The 25,408-nt window shown below is 60.6% G+C and carries 23 protein-coding genes; 16 read left to right on the top strand and 7 right to left on the bottom strand.

What is annotated here, in order from left to right; all coding sequences use genetic code 11:
- The first annotated feature begins 106 nt into the window (after positions 1–106).
- From relA to PMI31_RS04590, 3 genes are all read left to right on the top strand, one after another.
- On the top strand, positions 107–2,350 hold the full coding sequence (relA, locus tag PMI31_RS04580; RefSeq protein WP_008016525.1) for a GTP diphosphokinase: 2,244 nt from the start codon (positions 107–109) through the stop codon (positions 2,348–2,350).
- 119 nt (positions 2,351–2,469) lie between these two features.
- Entirely contained in the window at positions 2,470–3,303 is an 834-nt protein-coding gene (gene mazG, locus PMI31_RS04585) for a nucleoside triphosphate pyrophosphohydrolase (RefSeq protein WP_008016526.1), read from the top strand.
- A 28-nt stretch (positions 3,304–3,331) separates the two neighbouring features.
- Positions 3,332–3,874 (top strand): DUF2058 domain-containing protein, encoded by a 543-nt coding sequence (locus PMI31_RS04590; protein WP_008016527.1) that lies wholly within the window; start codon positions 3,332–3,334, stop codon positions 3,872–3,874.
- Between the two features lie 71 nt (positions 3,875–3,945).
- Here the strand turns inward: PMI31_RS04590 and PMI31_RS04595 are convergent, their stop codons facing one another.
- From PMI31_RS04595 to PMI31_RS04620, 6 genes are all read right to left on the bottom strand, one after another.
- Complete coding sequence (locus PMI31_RS04595) at positions 3,946–4,134, bottom strand: hypothetical protein (RefSeq protein ID WP_008016528.1); 189 nt, start codon at positions 4,132–4,134, stop codon at positions 3,946–3,948.
- 377 nt (positions 4,135–4,511) lie between these two features.
- Positions 4,512–5,732, bottom strand: coding sequence for a beta-ketoacyl-ACP synthase I (gene fabB / locus PMI31_RS04600; protein WP_008016529.1), 1,221 nt, complete (start codon positions 5,730–5,732; stop codon positions 4,512–4,514).
- Positions 5,733–5,743: 11 nt separating this feature from the next.
- Positions 5,744–6,259, bottom strand: coding sequence for a 3-hydroxyacyl-[acyl-carrier-protein] dehydratase FabA (gene fabA, locus PMI31_RS04605; RefSeq protein ID WP_008016530.1), 516 nt, complete (start codon positions 6,257–6,259; stop codon positions 5,744–5,746).
- 247 nt (positions 6,260–6,506) lie between these two features.
- Complete coding sequence (locus PMI31_RS04610) at positions 6,507–8,408, bottom strand: ATP-binding protein (protein WP_008016532.1); 1,902 nt, start codon at positions 8,406–8,408, stop codon at positions 6,507–6,509.
- On the bottom strand, positions 8,405–9,337 hold the full coding sequence (locus PMI31_RS04615; protein WP_008016533.1) for an ABC transporter substrate-binding protein: 933 nt from the start codon (positions 9,335–9,337) through the stop codon (positions 8,405–8,407). The genes PMI31_RS04610 and PMI31_RS04615 overlap by 4 nt, the downstream gene beginning before the upstream one ends.
- A 1-nt stretch (position 9,338) precedes the next feature.
- On the bottom strand, positions 9,339–11,462 hold the full coding sequence (locus PMI31_RS04620; RefSeq protein WP_008016534.1) for a TonB-dependent receptor plug domain-containing protein: 2,124 nt from the start codon (positions 11,460–11,462) through the stop codon (positions 9,339–9,341).
- A gap of 195 nt (positions 11,463–11,657) precedes the next feature.
- On the opposite strand from PMI31_RS04620, the gene PMI31_RS04625 reads away from it, so the two are divergent.
- The 11 genes from PMI31_RS04625 (at position 11,658) to pyrF (ending at position 21,124) form a co-directional block, all read left to right on the top strand.
- Positions 11,658–12,683 (top strand): NAD(P)H-dependent glycerol-3-phosphate dehydrogenase, encoded by a 1,026-nt coding sequence (locus tag PMI31_RS04625; protein WP_043302208.1) that lies wholly within the window; start codon positions 11,658–11,660, stop codon positions 12,681–12,683.
- Positions 12,684–12,714: 31 nt separating this feature from the next.
- Positions 12,715–13,062 (top strand): DUF4389 domain-containing protein, encoded by a 348-nt coding sequence (locus PMI31_RS04630; protein ID WP_008016536.1) that lies wholly within the window; start codon positions 12,715–12,717, stop codon positions 13,060–13,062.
- A complete protein-coding gene (gene sixA / locus PMI31_RS04635; RefSeq protein ID WP_008016537.1) occupies positions 13,059–13,514 on the top strand; it encodes a phosphohistidine phosphatase SixA in 456 nt (151 codons plus the stop codon). Before PMI31_RS04630 ends, sixA begins: the two co-directional genes overlap by 4 nt.
- A gap of 133 nt (positions 13,515–13,647) precedes the next feature.
- On the top strand, positions 13,648–15,315 hold the full coding sequence (locus PMI31_RS04640) for an AMP-binding protein (RefSeq protein ID WP_008016538.1): 1,668 nt from the start codon (positions 13,648–13,650) through the stop codon (positions 15,313–15,315).
- 32 nt (positions 15,316–15,347) lie between these two features.
- The gene (locus tag PMI31_RS04645) at positions 15,348–15,791 is read left to right on the top strand and encodes a hotdog fold thioesterase (protein WP_008016539.1); all 444 of its coding nucleotides are present in this window, start codon (positions 15,348–15,350) and stop codon (positions 15,789–15,791) included.
- Positions 15,792–15,904: 113 nt separating this feature from the next.
- A complete protein-coding gene (locus PMI31_RS04650; protein ID WP_008016540.1) occupies positions 15,905–16,711 on the top strand; it encodes an alpha/beta fold hydrolase in 807 nt (268 codons plus the stop codon).
- The gene (locus tag PMI31_RS04655) at positions 16,708–17,562 is read left to right on the top strand and encodes an alpha/beta hydrolase (RefSeq protein WP_008016542.1); all 855 of its coding nucleotides are present in this window, start codon (positions 16,708–16,710) and stop codon (positions 17,560–17,562) included. Before PMI31_RS04650 ends, PMI31_RS04655 begins: the two co-directional genes overlap by 4 nt.
- Positions 17,563–17,612: 50 nt before the next feature.
- Positions 17,613–18,272 (top strand): glutathione S-transferase family protein, encoded by a 660-nt coding sequence (locus tag PMI31_RS04660; protein WP_008016543.1) that lies wholly within the window; start codon positions 17,613–17,615, stop codon positions 18,270–18,272.
- A gap of 8 nt (positions 18,273–18,280) precedes the next feature.
- A complete protein-coding gene (locus PMI31_RS04665) occupies positions 18,281–19,087 on the top strand; it encodes a DUF4892 domain-containing protein (protein WP_008016544.1) in 807 nt (268 codons plus the stop codon).
- A gap of 69 nt (positions 19,088–19,156) precedes the next feature.
- Entirely contained in the window at positions 19,157–20,212 is a 1,056-nt protein-coding gene (locus PMI31_RS04670; protein ID WP_008016545.1) for an AI-2E family transporter, read from the top strand.
- A 213-nt stretch (positions 20,213–20,425) separates the two neighbouring features.
- Positions 20,426–21,124 (top strand): orotidine-5'-phosphate decarboxylase, encoded by a 699-nt coding sequence (pyrF, locus tag PMI31_RS04675; protein ID WP_008016546.1) that lies wholly within the window; start codon positions 20,426–20,428, stop codon positions 21,122–21,124.
- Between the two features lie 106 nt (positions 21,125–21,230).
- Here the strand turns inward: pyrF and PMI31_RS04680 are convergent, their stop codons facing one another.
- Positions 21,231–22,235: an NADP-dependent oxidoreductase gene (locus PMI31_RS04680; protein WP_008016547.1), complete on the bottom strand. Its 1,005-nt coding sequence runs from the start codon at positions 22,233–22,235 to the stop codon at positions 21,231–21,233.
- A 236-nt stretch (positions 22,236–22,471) separates the two neighbouring features.
- On the opposite strand from PMI31_RS04680, the gene PMI31_RS04685 reads away from it, so the two are divergent.
- Together PMI31_RS04685 and PMI31_RS04690 are read left to right on the top strand one after the other, a co-directional pair.
- Complete coding sequence (locus tag PMI31_RS04685) at positions 22,472–23,233, top strand: SDR family oxidoreductase (RefSeq protein WP_008003267.1); 762 nt, start codon at positions 22,472–22,474, stop codon at positions 23,231–23,233.
- A 264-nt stretch (positions 23,234–23,497) separates the two neighbouring features.
- Positions 23,498–24,883 (top strand): aminotransferase-like domain-containing protein, encoded by a 1,386-nt coding sequence (locus PMI31_RS04690; protein WP_008016548.1) that lies wholly within the window; start codon positions 23,498–23,500, stop codon positions 24,881–24,883.
- The last annotated feature ends 525 nt before the right edge of the window (positions 24,884–25,408 follow it).

Here is a 25,408-nt window from a genome sequence, read left to right on the forward strand (position 1 = left end):
CGACTGGCCCGCCCGTGCAGCCGCGCACCAGCCCGACGTGGGCTCACAGGCAACGAAGGTCAGCGATTTGACGCATTGAATCTGCGTCGTAGGGAAGGTAAGCAAGATGGTACAGGTGAGAGCACACCAGCCGATCAACACCGACGGCAGTATCAATCTCGAGGCTTGGCTCGATCACGCGGTGAGTGTCGACCTGGCACTGGATCGCGAAGCCTTGAAAGAAGCCTGCGAGTACGCTCGCGAGGCCGAACAACAAGCCAATGCGGCACAGAATCTGTGGTCGGAAGGTAACTCGACTTTCCGTACCGGCCTTGAGATCGCCGAGATCCTCGCCGATCTCAAGCTCGATCAGGATTCACTGGTCGCCGCGATCCTGTATCGAGGCGTGCGCGAAGGCCAGATCAAGTTGCCGGCGGTCAGCCAGCGCTTCGGTCCGGTGGTGGCCAAGCTCATCGACGGCGTGCAGCGCATGGCCGCGATCAGCGACAGCCTGAGCCCGCGCAAATCCCTGGTGCTGGGCACCCAGGGCCAGGTTGAAAACCTGCGCAAGATGCTGGTGGCCATGGTCGACGACGTTCGCGTCGCCCTGATCAAACTGGCCGAGCGCACTTGCGCAATCCGTGCGGTGAAAACCGCAGACGATGAAAAGCGCAACCGTGTGGCCCGTGAAGTCTTCGACATCTACGCGCCACTGGCCCATCGCCTGGGTATCGGTCACATCAAGTGGGAGCTGGAGGACTTGTCCTTCCGCTACCTGGAGCCGGACCAGTACAAGCAGATCGCCAAGTTGCTCCATGAGCGGCGACTGGATCGCGAACGCTTCATCAGCGACGTGATGAGCCAGCTGAAAAACGAATTGCAGGCCACCGGCGTCGATGCCGACATCAGCGGTCGGGCCAAACACATCTATTCGATCTGGCGCAAAATGCAGCGCAAGGGTCTGGAGTTCAGCCAGATCTACGACGTGCGTGCCGTTCGCGTGCTGGTGCCGGAAATGCGCGATTGCTACACCGCGCTCGGCATCGTCCACACCCTGTGGCGACACATCCCGAAAGAGTTCGACGACTACATCGCCAACCCCAAGGAAAACGGTTATCGCTCGCTGCACACGGCGGTGATCGGGCCCGAGGGCAAGGTGCTGGAAGTGCAGATCCGCACTCACTCGATGCATGAGGAGGCCGAACTCGGCGTGTGCGCGCACTGGCGCTACAAGGGTACCGACGTCAAGTCCGGCTCCAATCACTATGAAGAGAAAATCTCCTGGCTGCGTCAGGTCCTTGAGTGGCATGAAGAACTGGGCGACATCGGTGGCCTGGCGGAACAGCTGCGGGTCGATATCGAGCCGGACCGAGTCTACATCTTCACCCCGGACGGTCACGCCATCGACTTGCCGAAGGGCGCGACGCCGCTGGACTTCGCCTACCGCGTACACACCGAAATCGGTCACAACTGCCGCGGCGCCAAGATCAACGGGCGTATCGTACCGCTCAACTACAGCCTGCAAACCGGTGAACAGGTCGAGATCATCACCAGCAAGCACGGCACCCCGAGCCGCGACTGGCTGAACCCGAACCTGGGTTACGTCACCACGTCGCGGGCACGGGCGAAGATCGTTCACTGGTTCAAGTTGCAGGCGCGTGACCAGAACGTCGCGGCTGGTAAAACGCTGCTTGAGCGCGAACTCAATCGCCTCGGTTTGCCTGCGGTGGATTTCGACAAGCTGGCCGACAAAGCCAACATGAAAACCGCCGAAGACCTGTTCGCTGCCCTCGGTGCCGGGGATTTGCGCCTGGCGCAACTGGTCAACCTGGCGCAGCAACTGGTCGAGCCGGAGCGCGGCAACGAACAGCTGGAACTGATACCGCGCAAGGCCACCGGCTACAAGCCGGGCAAGCGCGGCGATATCCAGATCCAGGGTGTTGGCAACCTGATGACCCAGATGGCCGGCTGCTGCCAGCCATTGCCGGGCGATGCAATCGTCGGCTACATCACCCAGGGCCGTGGCGTCAGTATTCACCGCCAGGACTGCGCCTCGGTGCTGCAACTGGCCGGACGCGAGCCCGAGCGAATCATCCAAGTCAGCTGGGGGCCGGTACCGGTGCTCACCTATCCGGTGGACATCATCATCCGCGCCTACGACCGTTCCGGTCTGCTGCGTGACGTCTCGCAGGTGCTGCTCAACGAGCGGATCAACGTGTTGGCGGTCAACACCCGCTCGAACAAGGAGGACAACACTGCATTGATGTCCCTGACCATCGAGATTCCGGGGCTGGATGCATTGGGGCGGTTGCTGGGGCGGATTTCCCAGTTGCCGAACATCATCGAAACCCGGCGTAACCGGACCCCCTGACCCATCCCACCCTGTAGGAGCCGGCTTGCCGGCGAAGGCGATCAACAGGCCAGCGCAAGACTTGAGGCCGCCTTCGCCGGCAAGCCGGCTCCTACAGGGGTGTTTGACGAGAATCACGGATGTACACACTTGAAGACTTGCTACACCTGATGAACCGCCTGCGTGACCCGCAGTACGGTTGCCCGTGGGACATCAAGCAAACCTGGGCCACCATCGTCCCGCACACCCTTGAAGAGGCCTACGAAGTTGCCGACGCCATCGAACGCGGCGACTTCGATCACGTGCAGGGTGAACTGGGGGATCTGCTGTTCCAGGTGGTGTATTACAGCCAGTTGGCCCGGGAAGAGGGGCGCTTCGAGTTCGCCGGCGTGGTCGACAGCATCACCCGCAAGCTGATCCGCCGTCATCCCCACGTATTCCCCACCGGTGACCTGTATGCACCGCTGGATGTCCCTCGTCTGAGCGAGGAACAGGTCAAGCAGCGCTGGGAAGAGATTAAGGCCGAGGAGCGCACGGAGAAATCTTCGGCACCCGAACAGTTGTCGCTGCTCGATGACGTCCCGGCTGCATTACCGGCGCTGTCCCGCTCGGCCAAATTGCAGAAGCGCGCAGGGCAGGTCGGCTTCGACTGGCCGGACGCCTTGCCGGTGCTCGATAAAGTGCGTGAGGAGCTCGATGAAGTCCTCGAAGCCATGTCGGAAAACGATCCCGAAGCCGTGGCCGACGAAATCGGCGACCTGCTGTTTTCCGTGGTCAATCTGGCGCGGCATCTCAAGGTCGATCCGGAAACCGCGCTGCGTGGCGCCAACGGCAAGTTTGAACGACGCTTTCGTTTTATCGAACAGGCATTGCGCGATACCCGCCGTCCCATGGAAGATTGCACCCTCGAAGAGTTGGACGCCTTGTGGGGCGAAGCCAAACGTCAGGAAAAGAATTTGCCCAGCTGCGGTTGAGCAGTGGCCTAAGTGAGTAATAAGCACCATGAGCATTTCCCTTCGCGACCAGTTGCTCAAAGCAGGACTGGTCAACCAGAAGCAGGCCAAGCAGGTCAGCAAAGACAAGCAGAAGCAACAACGCCTGGCCCACAAAGGCCAGATCGAGCTGGATGACTCCCAGCAGCGCGCGGCACAGGAAGCCATGGCCGAAAAGGTCAAGCGCGATCAGGAACTCAACCGCCAGCAGCAGGAGAAAGCCGAGGCCAAAGCCCGTGTCGCGCAGATCAAGCAATTGATCGAAGCCACGCGCCTGCCGAAGTTGACGACCGAGGACTACTACAACTTCGTCGACGACAAGAAGGTCAAGCGCCTTTCGGTCAACACCTTGATGCGCAACAAGCTCAGCAACGGTTCGCTGGCCATCGTGCATCACGCCGGCGGCTATGAAGTGATCCCGCGTGAAGCGGCGCTGAAGATTCAGGAGCGCGATCCACAGCGTATCGTGCAAATGAACGTGAAGACCGAAGAGGTCAGCACCGAGGACGATCCGTACGCGGCCTACCAGATTCCTGATGATCTGATGTGGTAAGCCGTTAGCGGCTGCAACAACGACAAACCCCGCTCATGGCGGGGTTTGTCGTTTTCAATGCTGTGGCAGGTTCAGGCGGATCGTAAATCCCGTTGCTGTTCTTGCAGTTCCAGTTCGGCCTTGTAGTTGTGGGCGTCGATTTCGTTGTGGAACATGCCGACCAGCAAGTCTTGTTGATGCACATCCCAGATCCGTACACCGGCGGCTACGCCTTCATGGGACATGTGTGAATCGTCGCGTTCAGTTACTTTTACAGTCATCTGCTAGCTCCAATCTCTGTTATCTGCAGCAAGGCGTGTGCAGGCCTTTGTTATATATTTTGATAGCTTGCTAAGTAAACTCTTCGATTTGGAAACAGACTTTTGCAAAATTGGAGAAAGTCCCGCAGCCCGCTAAACACGCGACATTCGGTCGCAGCCCCGTGAGTTTCATGACAAACGTTTCATGTTCAGCGGGAGGGAAGAGCTAGCAAAAACATCACCTGTAGGAGCCGGCTTGCCGGCGATGGCGTCCTTGAAAATGCTATCGCCGGCAAGCCGGCTCCTACAGATAGCGATTCTTGGCGCAATGTTTTTGAGGCAAAAAAAACGCCCCGAACCAGTCGGGGCGTTTTCATGTGCGGCTCAGCAGCGGGAAATTACTTGCCTTCCCAGCGCTTCAGTACCAGCGTGGCGTTGGTGCCACCGAAACCGAAGCTGTTGCTCATCACGGTGTTGATGGTGGCGTTTTCACGAGTCTTGGTCAGCACCGGCAGGTCGGCCACTTCAGGGTCCAGCTCGTCGATGTTGGCGGAGCCGGCAATGAAGTTGCCTTCCATCATCAGCATGCAGTAGATCGCTTCGTGAACACCGGCGGCGCCCAGGGAGTGACCCGACAGGCTCTTGGTGGAGCTGATGGCTGGAGCCTTGTCGCCGAACACTTCACGCACACCTTTCATTTCCGCGACGTCGCCGACCGGGGTCGAAGTGCCGTGGGTGTTCAGGTAGTCGATCGGGGTATCGACGGTGGACAGCGCCTGCTGCATGCAGCGGATCGCGCCTTCGCCGCTCGGGGCCACCATGTCGTAGCCGTCGGAGGTTGCGCCGTAGCCAACGATTTCCGCGTAGATCTTCGCACCACGGGCCAGAGCATGTTCCAGCTCTTCGACCACGACCATGCCGCCACCGCCGGCGATGACGAAACCGTCACGGTCGGCGTCGTAGGCACGGGAGGCCTTTTCCGGAGTGTCGTTGCGCTTGCTGGACAGGGCGCCCATGGCGTCGAACAGGAACGACTGGCTCCAGTGCTCTTCTTCACCGCCACCGGCGAAGACGATGTCCTGCTTGCCCATCTGGATCTGTTCCATGGCGGTACCGATGCAGTGAGCACTGGTGGCGCAGGCAGAAGCGATGGAGTAGTTCAGGCCCTTGATCTTGAACGGAGTGGCCAGGCAAGCGGAAACGGTGCTGCTCATGGTCCGCGTTACGCGGTATGGGCCGACGCGCTTGACGCCTTTCTCGCGCAGGATGTCCAGCGCTTCCATCTGGTTCAGGGTCGATGCGCCACCGGAACCGGCGATCAGGCCGGTACGCGGGTTGGACACCTGCTCTTCGGTCAGGCCCGAGTCGGCGATGGCGTCTTTCATGGCCAGGTAGGCATAAGCTGCCGCGTGGCCGACGAAGCGATAGATCTTGCGATCGATCAGTTCTTCAAGGTTGAGGTCAATGGAGCCGGAAACCTGGCTACGCAGACCCATTTCGGCATATTCCGGGTTGAACCGGATGCCAGGGCGGCTTGCACGCAGGTTAGCGGAGACGGTCTCTTTGTCATTGCCCAGGCAAGAAACGATGCCCAGACCAGTGATAACGACGCGGCGCATGCGGATAACCCTTAGAAGTTGTCAGTGGAGGTGAACACGCCGACCCGGAGGCCTTCGGCGGTGTAGATTTCGCGCCCGTCGACAGTGACCGAACCGTCGGCGATGGCCAGGTTCAGCTTGCCCTTGAGGACGCGCTTGATATGAATGTTATAGGTGACTTTCCTGGCGGTCGGCAGGACCTGGCCGAAGAATTTCACTTCGCCCGAACCCAGCGCACGACCACGGCCTGGCAGGCCTTGCCAGCCCAGGAAGAAGCCGACCAGTTGCCACATGGCGTCGAGGCCCAGGCAGCCCGGCATCACCGGATCGCCTTCGAAGTGGCAGGCGAAGAACCACAGGTCCGGAGTGATATCCAGCTCGGCGACCAATTCACCTTTGCCGTACTTGCCACCTTCTTCGCTGATCAGGGTGATGCGGTCAACCATCAGCATGTTCGGGGCGGGCAGTTGCGCGTTACCTGGGCCGAACAGCTCACCGCGACTGCAGCGCAGCAGGTCTTCCCGGGTAAAGGCGTTTTGTTTGGTCATGCGAGCTCCTCAATAGTCCCATGCGGCAGGTGGGGCAAATCTTCCCGGCCGATCGAAGCGTTCATGCCTCGAACCGGCAGCCTACTCATAGACTATTGCGTTGTGGTGAAAGTCACAGCAACAAGGACATGAATGTACACTTGTGCACTGAAATTATTATTCAAGCCCCTTTTCGGGCCTGTCGAGGTGCCTAAGACTGCCGCACTTTCGCCTTTCACGCCAGTCGCAGATGCTCGAAAGGCCTGTACTACTGCACCCAACGTTGCAGAATTTGCTGCAGGTCAGTCCGTTTGAAGGGCTTGGCCAGGTAATCGTTCATTCCCACCGACAGACAGGCTTCGCGATCGCCCTGCAAGGCGTTGGCGGTCAAGGCAATGATCGGCAGGTCGGTGCAACCGGGCAACTGGCGGATCTGCCGGGTGGCTTCATAGCCATCGATGATCGGCAAGCGGCAATCCATCAGGATCGCTTCGAAAATCAGGCTTTCGGCACTGCGTACCGCCTGCGCGCCGTCGGTCGCGACACTGACCTTGAAGCCCAGGCTGCGCAACATGCCTTCTATGACTGTCTGGTTGACCGGGTTGTCTTCGACCAGCAGCACATTGCGCCCTTCGCCGTCGCTGTTGCGGGTTTGCGCGCGCGGGGCCAACGGCGGCTGCGTCTGCTGGTGCAGTGCCAGGGGAATTTCCAGGGTGAACACCGAACCGCGGCCTTCCTCACTCTGCGCGCGCAAGGTGCCGCCCATGCGCTCGGCGAGCGTGCGGGCAATCGGCAGGCCCAGTCCGGTGCCGCCATAGCGCCTTGAAATGGAGCTGTCGGCCTGCTGGAAAGCGTTGAACATCAACTCCAGGCTTTGCGCCGGGATGCCGATGCCGCTGTCGCGCACGGTGCAGGTGAACCACAGCAACTCGTGGTCCAGCGACTGCCACTGAGCTTCGATGGTAACGCGGCCCTGCTCGGTGAACTTCAGCGCATTGCCGACCAGGTTGACCAGTATCTGCCGGATACGCGTCGGGTCGCCCTTGACCTGCAAGTCGCGCATGTCGTCGGGGATCATCAGTTGCAAATCGAGACCGCGCTGCGCGGCACTGTGCTGGAACGACTGGGCGCAACTGCCGATCAGGTCGACGAGGTTGAACGGAATGTGCTCCAGTTCCAGTTCCGAGCGTTCGATCCGCGAAAAATCCAGGATGTCGTTGATGACCTTGAGCAAGTGCTCGGTAGATTCCGAGGCCAGCGCCGCGTACTCCACCTGTTCCTCGGTCATGTCGGTGGTTTCCAGCAACTGCAGCATGCCCAGTACGCCATTCATTGGCGTACGCAGTTCATGGCTCATCATGGCGAGGAAGTCGGATTTGGCGTTGTTGGCCTTTTCCGCCTCTTCGCGGGTCTGGATCAACTGCGCCATGGCCTGATGTTGTTCGCGGCTGGCCTGCTCGAGACCGCTGGCGAGGTTGTTGATGTGTTGCGACAGCGCCCCCAGCTCGGCGTCGTCGACAATGGGCAACGGTGTTTTGTAGTTGCCGCCCTGGATTGCCTTGACCGCATTGCCGATATCACGGATCGGTTGCGACAGGCTGCCCGCCAGACGCCGGGCCACGAGGAAGGTAAACAGCAGGGCAAACAGCGCCAGGATGGCGGCCTTGAGCACGATTTCCTGCTGACGCTGGCTGAAGGCATCGTTGGACAGCCCGACGATCACCCGACCGAGGTAGTCTTCCGTGGGGGCCGCGCTGGCGTTTTTGCTGCTCTGGAAAAAATCATTGTGCAAGGCGATTCGCTGAAGCCGTATCGGTGCCTGGAACACTTCGAGCTGTTGCGCGCGATTGTGGTGTTCGCTCGGTTGTTCGACGTACACCAGAACCCGGTTGGTACTGTCCTGGATTTCCAGAAAGCTCACGTTGGGTGTGGCCAGCGTCGCCTTGAGCAAGGTTTCAAGCACTTCGATGTTGCCAGAAATCACGCCGTACTCGGTGGCCGGGGCCAGTTGATTGGCAATCAACTGGCCGGTGTGGGTAATTTCCTGACGCAGATCCTGGATGCGCACGAACGTGAAAAAACTGATCAGCAACAAGGTCAGCAGCAGGGCAGGGCCGAGGCTGATGAGTTGGGTGCGAGTGTTGATGTCCCAGCGACGGCGCAAGCTCATGGACGGCGTTCTCCTTCAGCCAGCAACGTGGCGACAGACGCTTCGTTTATCTGCTCGATACCCAGCGAACGCGCCACCTGCGGATTGCTCGCGACCTTGAATCGATGGGGGTAATGTGCGCGCGGCCAAGTGGACGGTGGCTGGTCGAGCAATTCGTTGAGTATCGTCAGCCAATCGCTCTGATCGCTATAGGTGCTGGCCAGGCTCCCGGCCTTGACGAATCCGGCATTGGGTCCGATCAGCGCCACTTGCTGCGAGTAGCTGCTCAGCAGCAGGTTCTTGGCGGTTTGCGGGTTGTACAGGTCGGCGTCGTCCAGGCCCAGCAACACGTCGCTGTTTTTCAGCAAGGCCTGTAGCGGGCGACTGTCGTGAATGTTGTCCCAGCGCTGGGTAACCACCTCAAGGCCCAAGGGGAGGGCGGCCTGACGCAACTCATTCAACAGGAATTCACTGTGGTTGTCGTAGAGCACGCCGATGCGTTTGGCTTGTGGCAACAGGGTACGGGCCAAGCGCAACTGGCGGTCCAGCGGTGGATCGCTCCATAGCAGGCAAAGGCGCGCAGGCAGCGTGTTGTTCAAACGTTGCCGGGCTTGCAGGCGGCTGATGCGCAACACCAGCGTCGCCGGGCCCTGGGCGTCTTGCAGGCGCCAGTCGAGGCTGGGCAGGTCGAGCAGTATCAAGCGGATGTTTTCCGGCAGCTTGTCAGGAACCGGCAAACTGGCCAGTGTCTGGAATCGTACATTGTCGCTGGGTCGTAACTCCCTCAGTGCCTGAGTAAACGCCCGCACACCGGGGCTGTCTTCGGCCCCGGTGAGCAAGATGTCGGCCGCGTTACTCGCCAGGCTGCCCAGCAGGCCGCTTGTCAGCAGGCAAAGCATGGCCAGCAGCCGACCCAGGGTCGGCGTTCTCCACGCCGGACGACACGGCATCTTAAAGCTCCAGCTCCGCGCTGAAATACATCACGTGGCGCTGCTCATAATTGTTGTCGATGAAGGTGGTTGGCTGATTGTCCAGGCGTTGCTGGAGCACTCCAGCCAGCTCCAGGCTGGCCTTGCCCAGGGCGATCCGTTTGGCGATGCGCATATCGACCCGTTCAAAGCGGTAGCCATTGAGGGCGTCATCGCCATAGTAGAAAAGGGCACTGTTCCAGCCCCGGCCCCAATCGCGCAGCCATCCGGCCGAACCACTGTTGCTTGCAGTCTGTCTGGCATCCAGCGGATTGCTGGTGTCGGCATCGACGTAGGCATAGGTCAGTCGCAGGCGATCGAGGCTGCCGACACGCCAGTCGAGCTGGGTTTCGGCGCCGGTAAATCGCGCCTCGTTGGCATTGCTGGCGATGTACTGATTGTTGCGTAGCGGTTCACTGATCATGCCGGTGATTTCGTCGTGGAACAACTTCACGTCGACCGCCAGCCCCGGTTCGGGAAAGTAGCCGTTGTAGCCCAGTTCCCGGGAGCGCATGTGCTCTTGATCGAGGTTGCCGGGGCCACGGGTCTTGACGAAATAGCGGGCGCTGGACTGGCCAAAGGCACCGGGACTGAGGTTGGTGACCTGATAACTCCAGTTGACGTTGTTCTCGAACATGTCCGGCGAACGGATGGCCTCGGAATACACCGCACGCAAGCCGTGGCGCGGGTTGATCAGGTAGTTGACCGCCATGCGAGGTGTCAGCGAGCTGCCGATCAACCGGGTGTCCTCGAACATGGCACCGCCCTGCAGCAGCCAGTGTTCGGTGGCACGCCACTCGAGCTGGCCGAACGCCCGCCAGATCCTGTCATCGAGTGTGCCATTGAAGTAGGTTTCGGAATCCGCCCGGTCGTAACGATAGTTTATCCCGCTGACCAGCCGCAGGTTATCGGCAAGGCTCAGAGTGTCCTGCAGTTCGAGGTCGTAGCGCGACTCCCGGGTGCTCTGGTCGATGTCACCGCAAACGGTCTGGCTCGCGCCGTTGCGCCACTGATCGAGTACCTGGTTGGCCAGCGCCTGTTCGGCGGGTGTGCCGGCCGGTGCACCAGGACCGATGAAGCGCGTGATGTTGCGGGCCAGGCGTTCGGTGTAGTTCGGGTTCAATTGCCAGAGCTCGGTCAGTTGCGGGCTGAACGAAACCTCTGCGTCGCAGGCGCGCCAGGTTTGCTGACGATCCCAGTGTTGGGCCGAACCCTGGATATAAAGGCTGTGGTCGGGATTGATGTCCAGATTCCAGCGCAATGACCCGGCGTAGTCCTTGGCAGTGACGTCGGAGTCGTCGCCCGCGCGGGTAATCCCCGGGAACACCGGCCGATAGGTATAGGGCCGCTGGTTGGTGCCGTCCTTGGCATTCAATTGCCAATCGAGGCTTTGCCGTTCGTCGAGGCTCTGGCTGACGGCGAGGTTGAAGCGATTGAGGCGACGACTGTCACGGTAGTCGGCACCGGTTCGGTCGGTGTCGAAGCCGTCGTCTTGCTGGCCGGACAGGGACAGGCGCAAGTCTCCGTCCTCCCAGCCCATGCCCTGGCTGGCATAAAAGTCGTTGATGCCGCGCTGGCCCTGGGTGACCTTCATGCGCGTACCGTGACTGTCGGCGGGCCGTCGGGTAATGATGTTGACCACTGCCATCAGGGCATTGGCGCCGTAGCTGACGGTATTCGGCCCGCGAAAGACTTCGATGCGCTCGATATCTTCCATGGCCACCGGAATGTCACTCCAGTCCACGGTGGCCAGGCCGGCGCGATACACCGAACGCCCGTCGATCAGCACTTGCAGGCGCCGCGCTTCAGTCGCATTTGTGCCGTGGTAATTCACCGCCGCCTGATTGCCGCTGATGTTGCCGACCATCATCCCCGGCACCAGACGCAGCAGTTCGCTGATGTCGCGGGCGCCACTGGCGTGGATCAGGGCACTGTCGATGACCGTCATGCTGCCCGGAACGGCCGCCGGCGACTGCTTCAGGCGCGTGGCCGTGAGCACCTGCGGCAGCGGTTCGCTGTCCAGGAACAAGTCGTCGGCCAGCAATGGCGAGCTGAAAATCAGCGCCAGTACCAGAGGCGAACGCGGTGAAGGAGCAGCCGGAGACACAACACATCCCTGTCAGTGATTGAAGGCGCGCATGTTAACCGAGCCGAATGACTTTTCCATTCACGATGTCTGCATTTTCCCAGGTTTTATTGGTCTTCTTCCTACAGGTGCCGGTATTTGATGTCGGGGCTGGCCGCCGATGGGCTGCCCCGTATAATGCCGACATCGCCACTGGTATGGATTAACGGATTGCATATGACTGAACAGCGCCCGATTGCGGTCCTGGGAGGCGGAAGTTTTGGAACCGCCGTGGCTAATCTGCTGGCCGAGAATGGGCATCAGGTCCTTCAGTGGATGCGTGACCCCGAACAGGCCGAGGCCATTCGGGTCAATCGCGAAAACCCGCGTTACCTCAAGGGCATCAAGATTTTGCCGGGTGTGACTGCAGTCACCGACCTGCAAGCCACCCTGGACGCCTGTGACCTGTGTTTTGTCGCACTGCCCTCCAGCGCGCTGCGCTCGGTGCTGGTGCCGTACGCGGAACGCTTGACCGGCAAATTGCTGGTGAGCCTGACCAAAGGCATCGAAGCCCACACGTTCAAGTTGATGAGCGAGATCCTCGAAGAGATCGCCCCGCAAGCGCGCATCGGTGTCTTGTCCGGGCCGAACCTGGCCCGTGAAATCGCCGAACATGCACTGACCGCCACAGTGGTCGCCAGTGAAGACGAAGAACTGTGCCAGCAGGTTCAGGCCGCGCTGCACGGGCGTACCTTTCGTGTCTATGCCAGCGCCGACCGTTTCGGCGTGGAGCTGGGCGGAGCATTGAAAAACGTCTACGCGATCATCGCCGGCATGGCGGTGGCAATGGGTATGGGCGAAAATACCAAGAGCATGCTGATCACCCGGGCTCTGGCGGAAATGACCCGTTTCGCGGTGAATCAGGGCGCCAACCCGATGACCTTCCTGGGGCTGGCGGGCGTGGGCGATCTGATCGTGACCTGTTCGTCGCCCAAGAGCCGCAACTATCAGGTCGGCTTCGCCCTCGGCCAGGGCTTGAGCCTGGACGAGGCCGTCACGCGCCTGGGCGAAGTCGCCGAGGGGGTCAACACCCTTAAAGTGCTCAAGGCCAAGGCCCAGGAGGTTGGCGTGTACATGCCGCTGGTCGCCGGGCTGCACGCGATCCTGTTCGAAGGCCGCACGCTGGAGCAGGTTATCGGTCTGTTGATGCGTGGCGAGCCGAAAACCGACGTCGACTTTATTTCCACCAGCGGTTTCAACTAATCACGCTTGCCAGAAAAGCAGGGAGTTGCACATGAACGATCCAAAAGTAGAAGCCAGTTACGAATCCATCCTGCTGCGCGTGTTGTGGATGATCGTCTTCGTGCTGGTGTGGCAAGTGGCGCAGTTCATCCTCGGCGCCGTCGTGCTGGTGCAGTTGATCTATCGTTTGTTCTATGGCGCCCCGAGCGCCAGCCTGATGAATTTCGGCGACAGCCTGAGCCAGTTTCTGGCGCAGATCGGTCGTTTCGGCAGCTTTCACAGCGACCAGAAGCCCTGGCCGTTCGCCGATTGGCCGACGCCGCGTACGCCGGAAGGTGAAGCGCCGCATGTCGTGGCACCGGCACCGCATCCGGCTCGAGATGAGGAACCCAAGCTATGAAACTCTGGGTATTGCGTCATGGTGAAGCCGAACCACACGGTTCCAAACCCCACGATTCGGAACGGGAACTGACTGCCAACGGTCGTGAAGAAGTGCTGCGCGCCGCCGCCAACCTGATGGGCCAGCCGCTGACAGCGATCTATGCCAGCCCTTACATGCGAGCGCAGCAGACGGCGCAACTGGTGCGCGAAACACTGGGATTCGAACCGGAAATCCGCATCGTCGAATGGCTGACCCCGGACACCGACCCGGACAAGGTCGCCGAGCAACTGGTTTCCGTCAGTGAAGCCCTGCTGGTCAGTCACAACCCGCTGGTGGGTAACCTGCTGAGCTACCTGCAACATGGCGCAGGATATCCCCCGGAGAGAGTCAGCACCGCCGGGCTGGCCGAACTCAAGGGCGATGAACTGTTGGTCGGTTCGATGACGCTCGACAGCATCAAGCACCCGTAGCCAGCCTTTCAAAGGACACTGCTTGACCTGAAGACGGCTTCCACAGGGATAGAAAATTTTTGAATGAAATAGTCAACCAAGCACTTGCTTGGTTGACTACGCTTGCTCCAGACCAAAAAAACAGGAGCGAGTCATGTCTGCTGCGTTTCGTTTGCCACTGGACGTTTTCTACGAGCGTGAGGCCCGTCATCCCCGCCAGCGCTTTCTGGTCCAGCCTGTCGCAGGCGCCCAGGTCGAGACGTTGACCTGGGCAGACGTCGGTCACCAGGCCCGGTGCGCGGCCCATTGGTTGCGAGCGCGGGAACTGCCGCAGGGCAGTCACATCGCCCTGATCTCGAAGAACTGTGCGCACTGGATCATTGCCGACCTGGCGATCTGGATGGCCGGGCATGTGTCGGTACCGTTGTACCCCAACCTCACCGCCGAATCGGTTTCCCAGGTACTTGAACACTCGGAAGCGGTGCTGGCGTTCATCGGCAAGCTCGACGACTGGCCAGGCATGTCCCGTGGCGTCAGCCCCGACCTGCCGACCATCAGCCTGCCCCTGCACCCGCCGGGCACGTTCGATTTCAGCTGGGCCGACCTGCAATGCAGTTCACCGATCCAGGACGATCCCAAACCTGCCGCCGATCAACTGGCAACCATCATTTACACCTCCGGCACCACGGGCATGCCCAAAGGCGTGATGCACAGCTTCGGCACCCTGGGGTTCGCCACCACACATGGCACTTCGCTGTTCGGCCTCAACGAGTCGGACCGGCTGTTGTCCTATCTGCCGTTGTGCCACGTTGCCGAACGGATGTTCGTCGAACTGGCGTCGATCTATACCGGCCAAACGGTGTTTTTCGCCGAAAGCCTGGACACCTTTCTCACCGATCTGCAGCGTGCACGCCCGACTGCGCTGTTTGGCGTGCCGCGCATCTGGACCAAGTTCCAGATGGGTGTGTACAGCAAGATCCCGGCAAAACGCCTCGACTTCCTGCTCGGCCTGCCGATCATCGGCAAGCGGGTCGGGCATAAAGTCCTCGCCGGGTTGGGGCTCGATGCGTTGCGCATTGCGCTGTCCGGCGCTGCGCCGGTACCGCAGACCTTGTTGCTGTGGTACCGCAAACTGGGGCTGGATGTGCTGGAGGTCTACGGCATGACTGAAAGCTGCGGCTATTCCCACATCTGTATGCCGGGCCAGAACAAACCGGGCTGGATCGGCAAGCCGTGCCCGGAAGTCGAGGTGCGGATCGCCGAGACAGGGGAGGTCATGGTGCGCAGTGGCGCGACCATGCTCGGCTATTTCAAGGAGCCGGAAAAGACCGCCGACACCCTTACCGAGGACGGCTTTCTGCGTACCGGCGACAAGGGCGAGGAGGACGCAGAAGGCAATCTGCGCCTGACCGGTCGTCTGAAGGAAATCTTCAAGACCAGCAAAGGCAAATACGTGGCGCCGGCACCGATTGAAAATCGTCTGGCCGTGCATTCGCGCATCGAGCAGGTCTGTGTAGTGGGCGATGGCTTGAGCGCGCCGCTGGGGTTGTGCGTGTTGTCGGCGGTCGGCCAGCAGGATGCCGGCGGGGCCGCGCGCGCCGGCTTGCATTCGAGCCTGGAAAAACTGCTGGAAGAGGTCAACGGCGCCCTCGACAAACACGAGCGCCTGCGGCGACTGGTAGTGGTCAAGGACAGTTGGGCCGTGGAAAACGGCTTTCTCACCCCGACCCTGAAGATCAAGCGCAACGTGATCGAAGCGGCTTACGGTAAGCGCTTTGAAGAATGGAGCGAGCGCAGCGAAGCGGTGCTGTGGCAGGATTGATTCACGAACAAGACCAACAAGGAAACTCTGCGATGAGCCTGTGGCGCACCACTCCCAGCATCGAGCAAATGAACGCACTCCAGAAAAACACCATCGGCGAAGTGCTGGACATCCGTTTCGAGGCCTTCGACGATGAGTCCCTGACGGCAAGCATGGTCATCGATCACCGCACCCATCAGCCTTACGGCTTGCTGCATGGCGGCGCCTCAGTGGTGTTGGCCGAGTCGGTCGGCTCCATGGCCAGCTTCCTGTGCATCGATGCCAGCAAGTTCTATTGCGTGGGCCTGGAAATCAACGCCAACCATTTGCGCGGCTTGCGCAGCGGGCGGGTGACGGCGGTGGCCAAGCCGATCCATATCGGCCGCACCACCCATGTCTGGGACATTCGGCTGACCAGCGATGAGGGCAAGGCCAGTTGCGTGTCGCGACTGACCATGGCGGTGGTGCCGTTGGGTGAGACGCCACCGACGCGTTGAACTCAAGCCATGGCCTTGACCGGACTGTCATCATTCCTGGCAGTTACGGTCATTGCCGCAGGACGCGGTCTTGCGGACAATCAACGCCTGTTCTCGCTCATGGATTTGCAGGTATGTCGCAACAGATCTTTTTCGCCCACGCCAATGGTTTTCCTTCGGGAACCTACGGCAAGTTGTTTGCGGCGCTGGCACCCGAATATCAGGTGACGCATCTGGAGCAGCACGCCCACGACCCGCGTTTCCCGGCAGACGACAACTGGTACAACCTGGTGGATGAGTTGATCCATCACCTGCAACAACAGGCCGAGCCCGTGTGGGGCGTCGGTCACTCCTTCGGTGGCGTGTTGCATCTGCATGCGGCCTTGCGCTGCCCGGAACTGTATCGCGGCGTGGTGATGCTCGACTCGCCAGTGCTGACCCGAGCCGATCGATGGGTGATCCGGGCGGCCAAGCGCTTCGGTTTCATCGACCGCTTGACCCCGGCCGGCCGCACCCTGGGCCGTCGTGAAGAATTCGCCGACCTGGACAGCGCCCGGAAATATTTCGCCGGTAAAACCCTGTTTCGCGGCTTCGACCCGGAATGCTTCGACGCCTACCTGCAACATGGCTTGCACCAGGTCGGCGACAAGCTGCGCCTGCGCTTCGACCCGGCCACGGAAATCAGCATCTATCGCGGCGTGCCGCACACCAGCCCGGGCAGCACCCGGCAGCTGCAAGTGCCGCTGGCGGTGGTTCGCGGCCACAACAGCCGCGTGGTGATGCGTCATCACGCCAGTTCGGTCGACCGCCTGCCGTTGGGCGAGTCGCTGACCATGCCCGGCGGCCACATGTTTCCGCTGGAACGTCCCCTTGATACCGCTGAAATGCTCAAAGGCCTGTTCTACCGTTGGGACGGCCGTCGACAACAGGATTGCGCATGAACCACGTCGTCGAAGAGGTCCGCCTGAGCCTGCCGCACATCGAACTGGCGGCGCACCTGTTCGGTCCTGAAGACGGATTACCGGTCATTGCCCTGCATGGCTGGCTGGACAACGCCAACAGCTTTGCCCGCCTGGCGCCAAAGCTTAAAGGTCTGCGCATCATCGCCCTGGACATGGCCGGTCACGGTCATTCCGGGCATCGCCCGCCGGGAGCCGGCTACGCCATGTGGGATTATGCCCATGATGTGCTGCAAGTGGCCGAACAGCTTGGACTGCAGAAATTCGCGTTGATGGGGCATTCGATGGGCGCCATTGCTTCGCTGATCATCGCCGGATCGCTGCCCGAGCGGGTCACTCACCTGGCGTTGATCGACGGCATCATTCCTCCTACAGACAAAGGTGAAAACGCGGCCGAGCGCATGGGCATGGCCCTGCAAGCGCAACTGGATCTGCGGGAAAAGCGCAAACCGGTCTATGACACCCTCGACCGTGCCATCGAAGCGCGTATGAAGGGCCTGGTGGCGGTCAGCCGCGAGGCGGCCGAACTGCTGGCGCAGCGTGGCCTGATGCCGGTACCGGGCGGTTATACCTGGCGCACCGACAGTCGCCTCACGCTGCCATCGCCACTGCGTCTTACCACCGAGCAGGCGATGGCCTTCGTCCAGCGGGTCAAATGTCCTGCAACACTGGTGGTCGCTGCTGACGGCATGCTCGCCAAACACCCGGAGTTGCTGGAGCGTCTACCCTTTAGCCGTGAACAGCTGCCCGGCGGCCATCATTTGCACCTCAATGACGAGTCCGGCGCCGATCTTGTCGCAGACTGTTTCAATCGGTTCTTCGCCATTCCTTGACTTGCGCCGGGCAACTGTCGAGGCTGGGCGGGTTGAAATGGGAGACAACCATGATAGATCTCTACACCGCTGCGACCCCGAATGGCCACAAGGTCTCTATCGTGCTCGAGGAACTCGGCCTGCCCTACACGGTGCATGCCTTGAGTTTCGAAAAAAAGGAGCAGAAGTCCGCGGACTTCCTCAAGATCAACCCCAATGGACGGATTCCGGCGATTGTCGACCGTGCCAACGGCGATTTCGCCGTGTTCGAGTCCGGCGCCATCCTGATTTACCTCGCTGAACAGACCGGCAAACTGATGCCGAGCGACCCGAAGGGACGTTCGCTGGTATTGCAGTGGCTGATGTTCCAGATGGGGGGCATCGGCCCGATGCAGGGCCAGGCCAACGTGTTCTTCCGCTACTTTCCGGAAAGACTCCAGGGCGCCATCGACCGCTATCAGCATGAAACCCGTCGCCTCTACGAAGTGCTCGACACGCGTTTGCAAAGCGTGGAGTTCCTTGCCGATGAGTACAGCATTGCCGACATCGCCACCTTTCCGTGGGTACGCGGTTACGAGTGGTCGGGCGTCTCGGTGGAGGGCTTGACGGCGTTGCAACGCTGGATGGCAACCATGGAGGCCCGGCCTGCGGTGCAGCGTGGTCTGCAGGTACCGCAACGCGCCGATGAAGCCAGTGTCATCAAGGGCGCCCAGGCCATGCTGATCCGATGAGTCTATCCATGCGTTCATTCAGTTTGCTGGTGCTGTGCAGTTTCAGTCCCTTGTTGTTCGCCGCCGATGTCCCGGGCAGTCAGGACCTCCCGATAGTGCCGCGCATGGTCGATGCCCAGATTGTCGACTATCGCCCCGCCGCCGAACTGGAGCGGATCTACCCATTGGGTTCGATCCGCAAAATCAGTGGCCAGTTACGTTTCGACGGTCAGGTCAGTGCCCGCGGCAAGGTCACTTCGGTGACCTACGAATTGCCCTCGGAGCATTCATCCATCGAGGCGTTCACCGCTGCCCGCGAGGCTTTGCAACAGCAGGACGCCGGGTTGCTCTTCTGGTGCCAGGCGCGTGATTGCGGTGAAAGCAGCCTCTGGGCCAACCAGGTCTTCGGCAACGCCAAGCTGTACGGTGCCGACGACCAGCAAGCCTATTTGCTGCTGCGACTTGCTGCTCCACGGGACAACACGCTCGTCGCGCTGTACAGCATCACCCGTGGTAATCGCAAAGCCTACCTGCATGTCGAGCAGTTCGATGCTTCGGCCCCGCTGGGCGAGTTGTTGCCGACCTCCGCGACCTTGCTGCGTGAACTCAAGAGTACCGGGGAGCTCGATTTTTCCACATTGAACAGCGCACCTGACGAGGCCTGGCTACGCCTGATTTCTCGCGGACTGAATCTGGACACCACCTTGCGGATCAGTATTTCCGGAGCGAACGCCGAAGCCTGGCGTCAGGCCCTGATTGGTCAGGGCGTGCGTGCCGCGCGGATGGAAGCCGGCAGTGTCGAAGGCTCTGGCCTGCATATCGAGCTATTGCGGTAGGCTGTATCGGGCGAACGTGCACGCTACGTTCGCCTACTCTATTGCTGACTGACTTTTTCGAGACTCTTGATGATCAATAACGATCGCCTGTTGGTGCAGATCCTGCTCGTGGTGTTGTTCGGCGCGAGCTTCTGGGTGATGGCGCCGTTCTGGTCGGCGATGTTCTGGGGCGCGGTCCTGGCGTTCGCCAGTTGGCCACTGATGCGCTTGCTGACTCGTTGGCTCAATGGCCGCGAGTCCCTGGCGGCGGCATTGTTGACGCTGGGCTGGATGGTGCTGGTGGCGGCACCGCTGGTGTGGCTGGGTTTCAACCTTGCCGACCATGTACGCGATGCCACGGCATTCATCAAGGATGCGCAGGTCGAGGGGCTGCCCGAAGCACCGGTCTGGCTGGGTTCGATTCCCCTGGTAGGTGAGCGGCTGGTCGGGATCTGGAACAGTATCGATGAGCAGGGCGCGGCGATGATGGTGTCGCTCAAGCCTTATCTGGGGCAGGTGGGTAACTGGTTGCTGGCGCGCAGCGCGCAGATCGGCGGCGGTATTCTCGAACTGACCCTGAGCATCGTCTTCGTGTTCTTTTTCTATCGTGACGGGCCGCGCCTGGCGGCGTTTGTACACACATTGCTGGAGCGGCTGATCGGCCAGCGGGCCGGCTACTACATTGAGCTGGTGGCTGGCACGGTACAGCGGGTGGTGAACGGTGTGATCGGCACGGCAGCGGCCCAGGCGATCCTGGCGCTGATCGGCTTCCTGATTGCCGGCGTGCCGGGAGCGTTGGTGCTCGGTATCGTGACGTTCATGCTCAGCCTGATTCCGATGGGTCCGCCGTTGGTATGGATTCCGGCGACCGCGTGGCTGGCCTGGAAAGGCGAGTACGGTCTGGCCATATTCCTCGGAATCTGGGGCACATTCATCATCAGCGGTGTCGACAACGTGCTCAAGCCGTACCTGATCAGCCGCGGCGGTAATCTGCCGCTGGTCATTGTGCTGCTTGGGGTGTTTGGCGGGTTGATTGCCTTTGGCTTTATCGGCCTGTTCATCGGCCCGACATTGCTGGCGGTGGCCTACAGCCTGTTGATCGACTGGAGCAAGACCCAGGCACGGGTTGAAGATCGCCGGCCCTGAGGCGGGAAGTGCTGTTGCAAGGACCTGTTGCGGTTGCCGAGGGTAGCGGGCCCGGGTGTTACGGGCGTGTCGTGTGTGTATCGAGCTCGACACAATGGCCTCGAGGGCTAGTCTTGCCTGAAGCGTCGCGACGATTTACCGATCATCGGGTCCCGCAGCGGCGTTGGTTCCGCTACAATGCGCGCCGATTTCGACTTGCCTGAGAGCCCACTCATGTCCGCCTGCCAGACTCCTATCATCGTCGCCCTGGATTTCCCTACCCGTGACGCCGCACTGAAGCTGGCCGATCAGTTGGACCCGAAGCTGTGCCGGGTCAAAGTCGGTAAGGAACTGTTCACCAGCTGCGCTTCGGAAATCGTCGGGACCCTGCGCGACAAGGGTTTCGAAGTGTTCCTGGACCTCAAGTTCCACGACATCCCGAACACCACCGCGATGGCCGTCAAGGCGGCTGCGGAAATGGGCGTGTGGATGGTCAACGTGCATTGCTCCGGCGGCCTGCGCATGATGGCCGCGTGCCGTGAAGTGCTGGATCAGCGCACCGGTCCGAAACCACTGCTGATCGGCGTGACTGTGCTGACCAGCATGGAGCGTGAAGATCTGGCGGGTATCGGTCTGGACATCGAGCCGCAAGAGCAGGTTCTGCGCCTGGCCGCCCTGGCGGAAAAAGCCGGGATGGATGGCCTGGTGTGCTCGGCCCTGGAAGCCCAAGCCCTGAAAGCGGCGCATCCATCGCTGCAACTGGTGACCCCGGGGATTCGTCCGGCGGGCAGCGCCCAGGACGACCAGCGCCGCATTCTGACTCCGCGTCAGGCGCTGGATGCCGGTTCCGACTATCTGGTAATCGGTCGTCCAATCAGCCAGGCAGCGGATCCGGCCAAGGCGTTGGCTTCGGTCGTGGCTGAGCTGGCTTAAACACCCAACCTGTAGGAGCCGGCTTGCCGGCGATTGCATTACCACGGTTTACCTGAGTAACCGCGGTGCCTGCATCGCTGGCAAGCCAGCTCCTACAAAGGCTGCGTCAAACCTTCAACACCAGCTTGCCGAAATTCTCCCCGCTGAACAATTTCATCAGCGTTTCCGGGAAAGTTTCCAGTCCTTCGACGATGTCTTCCTTGCTCTTGAGCTGCCCCTTGGCCATCCAGCCGGCCATTTCCTGTGCGGCACTGGCGTATTGGGCGGCGTAGTCCATCACCACAAAACCTTCCATACGCGCGCGGTTGACCAGCAGCGACAGGTAATTGGCCGGCCCCTTGACCGCTTCCTTGTTGTTGTACTGACTGATGGCACCGCAAATCACTACCCGCGCCTTCATGTTCAGCCGGCTCAACACCGCGTCGAGGATGTCGCCACCCACGTTATCGAAATACACGTCGACGCCTTTCGGGCACTCGCGCTTGAGACCGGCGAGGACGTCTTCACTCTTATAGTCGATAGCACCATCGAAACCCAGTTCATCGATCAGGAACTTGCACTTGTCCGCGCCGCCGGCGATCCCAACCACCCGGCACCCTTTGATCTTGGCGATCTGCCCGGCAATGCTGCCCACGGCGCCGGCCGCGCCCGACAGCACCACGGTGTCACCGGACTTCGGCGCGCCGACGTCGAGCAGGGCGAAGTACGCCGTCATCCCGGTCATGCCCAGTGCAGACAAGTAACGTGGCAGTGGTGCCAGTTTCGGATCGACCTTGTAGAAGCCCCGTGGCTCGCCGAGGAAGTAATCCTGCACGCCGATGGCGCCATTGACGTAATCCCCGACTGCAAAGCCAGGGTTGTTCGACGCTATGACTTTGCCTACACCCAATGCGCGCATGACTTCGCCAAGCCCGACTGGCGGGATGTAGGACTTGCCCTCATTCATCCAGCCACGCATGGCCGGATCCAGGGACAGGTATTCGTTTTTGACCAGGATCTGACCCGCCGCCGGTTCGCCGACCGACACCTCCTGGTAAGTGAATGTCTCGCGGGTCGCCGCGCCGACCGGACGTTTGGCGAGCAGGAATTGGCGATTGGTCTGGGAGGTCATGGCAGGCACTCAGGATGAATGAAGCTTTGTTGATAGCCGGTCAGTGCCAATGCCGCAAGTTCGGCTGATGCGGCGAATGCACGTTGATCCAGTGCAGTGATAGTTGGTACAGCAGTTCCATCACTGCAACTCATGGGCGCCCAAACGGAGTCTTGATAGTGCTGCCGTGTTCAAGACCTCCATGGCTAGACTGGTCATGCGCGATTCCCCGCTTTCTTCTCTTCGAGGACATAACAATGAGCATGACGTTTTCCGGCCAGGTGGTCGTGGTGACGGGTGGGGCGGCCGGTATTGGCCGCGCGACCGCCCAGGCATTTGCTGCCGAGGGCCTGAAAGTAGTGGTGGCCGATATGGACACGGCGGGCGGCGAGGGCACGGTGGCGCTGATTCGTACGGCCGGTGGCGAAGCAACCTTCGTGCGCTGCAACGTTACCCTGGAAAGCGATGTAAAAAATCTGATGGATGAGGTGATCAATACTTACGGTCGCCTTGACTATGCCTTCAACAATGCCGGCATCGAAATCGAGAAAGGCAAGCTGGCCGAGGGTACGCTCGACGAGTTCGACGCGATCATGGGCGTCAACGTCAAAGGCGTCTGGCTGTGCATGAAATACCAATTGCCGCTGCTGCTGGCGCAAGGGGGAGGCGCGATCGTCAATACGGCATCGGTGGCCGGCCTTGGGGCAGCGCCGAAAATGAGCATCTACGCCGCCTCTAAACATGCGGTGATCGGCCTGACCAAATCGGCGGCCATTGAGTACGCCAAGAAAAAGATCCGGGTCAACGCAGTGTGTCCGGCGGTGATCGACACGGATATGTTCCGTCGAGCCTATGAAGCCGATCCGAAAAAAGGCGAGTTCGCCAACGCCATGCATCCGGTCGGTCGCATCGGCAAGGTCGAAGAGATCGCCAGCGCGGTACTGTACCTGTGCAGCGATGGCGCGGCATTCACCACGGGGCACTCATTGGCGGTGGATGGTGGCGTTACCGCGTTCTGAACCCATGCATCCCGACTGAGAAAAAGCTGCAACCTGTGGGAGCGAGCCTGCTCGCGAAGAGGGAGTGTCAGTCAACATTAACGTTGGCTGCTGCACCGCATTCGCGAGCGGGCTCGCTCCCACAGGTTTTTTGGTTCTGCTAAAGGGCCAGGCAATGTGTTTCGAATAATGAGATCGAATGGTTTTGGCGGCGTTGTCGCACAGGCCCTCGAACACTCCTGTGATTAACTGCTTCTCGCAAAACCAACAGGAGTTTGATTGCTCATGGAATTGAGAATCGACCGACAGGCGCTGGTACCTGTCGTACAGCAAATTGTCGATGCGCTGACTTGCTGGCTTCATTCCAGCGGGATAACGCCCGGTACGCGCCTGCCTTCGGTGCGACAGATTGCGCGAATCAATTTGCTCAGTCAGGTAAGCGTCGCTCAGGCCTGCGAGCGTCTGGTGGCGCAGGGGATGCTGGTGTCAGGTCATGGGGCCGGCTATACGGTTGCCGACCCGGCATTGGCCATGGGTGCAAGGCACGAGCCTGCGTGGTTCGAGGGGGCTGAGCCCGAACACGGGGTATGTTCGAGTGCGTTGAGGCTGGGGTGTGGCGGGCTGCCTGAAAGCTGGCGCGAGACCGACGATCTGATTTATGCGATTCGGCAAATCAGTCGTGCCGATACGGCCAGCCTGTTCAACTACAGCTCGCCGCTGGGTTTGCCAGCCTTGCGACAGCAGATACGCAAGCGCCTCAGGCAACTGGACATCCGGGTGCAGGACGACCGGATCATGACCACGGCGGGTGCCAGCCAGGGACTCGACCTGATTGTGCGAACACTGTTCAAGGCCGGTGACTGTGTGGTCGTGGAGAGTCCCGGTTATCCGGTGCTGTTCGATCTGCTCAGGCTGCACGGCATCCACATGGTCGATGTGCCGCGAACACCGCGCGGGCCGGACGTGGACGTGCTCGAATCGGTGCTGGTCAAACACCGGCCTCAAGGGCTGCTCATCAATAGCTTTTATCACAACCCGACTGGCAGCAGCCTTGCACCCTCGGTGGCGCGCCGCGTGTTGCAGTTGGCCAGGACCTTTGGCGTGCAGGTGGTCGAAGACGACGTTTATGCGGATTTGCACAGCGGTTCCGGTATGCGGCTGGCTGCGCTGGACGACAACGTGATCTACGTGGGCAGCTATTCCAAGACCCTCAGCAGTTCCTTGCGGGTCGGTTTTGTGGTGGCCGGTTCCGAGGCCATTACGCGTCTGGCCGAGGTCAAGATGACCACCGGTATGGGCGCCTCACGATTTTGCGAGTCGGTGCTGGCGTGCCTGTTGGCCAACGGTGCCTACGGCAAACTGGTGCAGCGTCAGCGCCAACGCTTGAACAGCGACCGGCTGGCCGCGTTGCAGTTGCTTGAAGATGCCGAATGGGAGGTTTTCGGCAAACCGGCGGGAGGCCTGTTCATCTGGGCGCGATCACGAATGTCCGACTACGATCAGGTGCAGACCCAGGCACGGCGTCTGGGTGTACTGCTGTCGTCGAAGAGCGCCTTCAATCCCTTGGGTGAGGCCAGTGACTGGCAGCGGATCAATGTGGCATACGCCTGCGACCCACGTGCCCGTGCGTTCCTTCAGGCCACTGCTCGGGATCGACCTCAAGCGTTCTGAAAACGACGTTGGCGTAGCTTTTTGCCATTATTCCGGCGCCAGAGCCTTGTGTTGCTACTGGCCCGTTGCGAATCTGCGTCTACAGACTTTGGCAGGGGACTAAGTGCAATGATTTCGGCCGTGCAAGGACGTTTTGCCAACCTCGGTATGGCAAAAAAACTGGGTGTCGGGTTTGTCCTGGTGCTGTTGTTGACTGCGCTGGTGGCGGGCATTGGCGTTTGGTCCCTGCAAACCATCAGCCAGCGCTTCGACGGGCTCAAGCAAATGTCATCGCTTAACAGCGGTTTGCTCAAGGTGCGGTTACTGGAGCAGGAATACGCCTTGCACGGCAATCCGAAAACCGTCGATGCCCTGCACGAGGGTGTCGATGGCCTGATCGCCCTGGCCGGCCAGCTCAAGGCCGCGTCTGCGGCCAACGTGCCGGTGATGAATGACTTCGAACAGTCTTTGGGGGCCTATCGCAAGGCCTTCGACGAGTTTGTCTCGCTCACCCAGGCCAAGGACCTGGCGCTGGAAATGGCCAGT

Origin of the sequence: Pseudomonas sp. GM55 (genome assembly GCF_000282395.1) — a bacterium.
Taxonomy (GTDB): domain Bacteria; phylum Pseudomonadota; class Gammaproteobacteria; order Pseudomonadales; family Pseudomonadaceae; genus Aquipseudomonas; species Aquipseudomonas fluorescens_CC.

Excerpts from the sequence above, each read along its gene's own strand:
- PMI31_RS04670 (WP_008016545.1), top strand. The coding sequence starts at position 19,157 with ATGATCAATAACGATCGCCTGTTGGTGCAGATCCTGCTCGTGGTGTTG.
- mazG (WP_008016526.1), top strand. The coding sequence starts at position 2,470 with ATGTACACACTTGAAGACTTGCTACACCTGATGAACCGCCTGCGTGAC.
- PMI31_RS04645 (WP_008016539.1), top strand. The coding sequence starts at position 15,348 with ATGAGCCTGTGGCGCACCACTCCCAGCATCGAGCAAATGAACGCACTC.
- PMI31_RS04610 (WP_008016532.1), bottom strand. The coding sequence starts at position 8,408 with ATGAGCTTGCGCCGTCGCTGGGACATCAACACTCGCACCCAACTCATC.
- PMI31_RS04665 (WP_008016544.1), top strand. The coding sequence starts at position 18,281 with ATGCGTTCATTCAGTTTGCTGGTGCTGTGCAGTTTCAGTCCCTTGTTG.
- PMI31_RS04685 (WP_008003267.1), top strand. The coding sequence starts at position 22,472 with ATGAGCATGACGTTTTCCGGCCAGGTGGTCGTGGTGACGGGTGGGGCG.
- fabA (WP_008016530.1), bottom strand. The coding sequence starts at position 6,259 with ATGACCAAACAAAACGCCTTTACCCGGGAAGACCTGCTGCGCTGCAGT.
- PMI31_RS04640 (WP_008016538.1), top strand. The coding sequence starts at position 13,648 with ATGTCTGCTGCGTTTCGTTTGCCACTGGACGTTTTCTACGAGCGTGAG.
- PMI31_RS04655 (WP_008016542.1), top strand. The coding sequence starts at position 16,708 with ATGAACCACGTCGTCGAAGAGGTCCGCCTGAGCCTGCCGCACATCGAA.
- PMI31_RS04690 (WP_008016548.1), top strand. The coding sequence starts at position 23,498 with ATGGAATTGAGAATCGACCGACAGGCGCTGGTACCTGTCGTACAGCAA.
- PMI31_RS04650 (WP_008016540.1), top strand. The coding sequence starts at position 15,905 with ATGTCGCAACAGATCTTTTTCGCCCACGCCAATGGTTTTCCTTCGGGA.
- PMI31_RS04630 (WP_008016536.1), top strand. The coding sequence starts at position 12,715 with ATGAACGATCCAAAAGTAGAAGCCAGTTACGAATCCATCCTGCTGCGC.
- fabB (WP_008016529.1), bottom strand. The coding sequence starts at position 5,732 with ATGCGCCGCGTCGTTATCACTGGTCTGGGCATCGTTTCTTGCCTGGGC.
- PMI31_RS04590 (WP_008016527.1), top strand. The coding sequence starts at position 3,332 with ATGAGCATTTCCCTTCGCGACCAGTTGCTCAAAGCAGGACTGGTCAAC.
- PMI31_RS04615 (WP_008016533.1), bottom strand. The coding sequence starts at position 9,337 with ATGCCGTGTCGTCCGGCGTGGAGAACGCCGACCCTGGGTCGGCTGCTG.
- relA (WP_008016525.1), top strand. The coding sequence starts at position 107 with ATGGTACAGGTGAGAGCACACCAGCCGATCAACACCGACGGCAGTATC.
- sixA (WP_008016537.1), top strand. The coding sequence starts at position 13,059 with ATGAAACTCTGGGTATTGCGTCATGGTGAAGCCGAACCACACGGTTCC.
- PMI31_RS04595 (WP_008016528.1), bottom strand. The coding sequence starts at position 4,134 with ATGACTGTAAAAGTAACTGAACGCGACGATTCACACATGTCCCATGAA.
- PMI31_RS04625 (WP_043302208.1), top strand. The coding sequence starts at position 11,658 with ATGACTGAACAGCGCCCGATTGCGGTCCTGGGAGGCGGAAGTTTTGGA.
- pyrF (WP_008016546.1), top strand. The coding sequence starts at position 20,426 with ATGTCCGCCTGCCAGACTCCTATCATCGTCGCCCTGGATTTCCCTACC.
- PMI31_RS04660 (WP_008016543.1), top strand. The coding sequence starts at position 17,613 with ATGATAGATCTCTACACCGCTGCGACCCCGAATGGCCACAAGGTCTCT.
- PMI31_RS04680 (WP_008016547.1), bottom strand. The coding sequence starts at position 22,235 with ATGACCTCCCAGACCAATCGCCAATTCCTGCTCGCCAAACGTCCGGTC.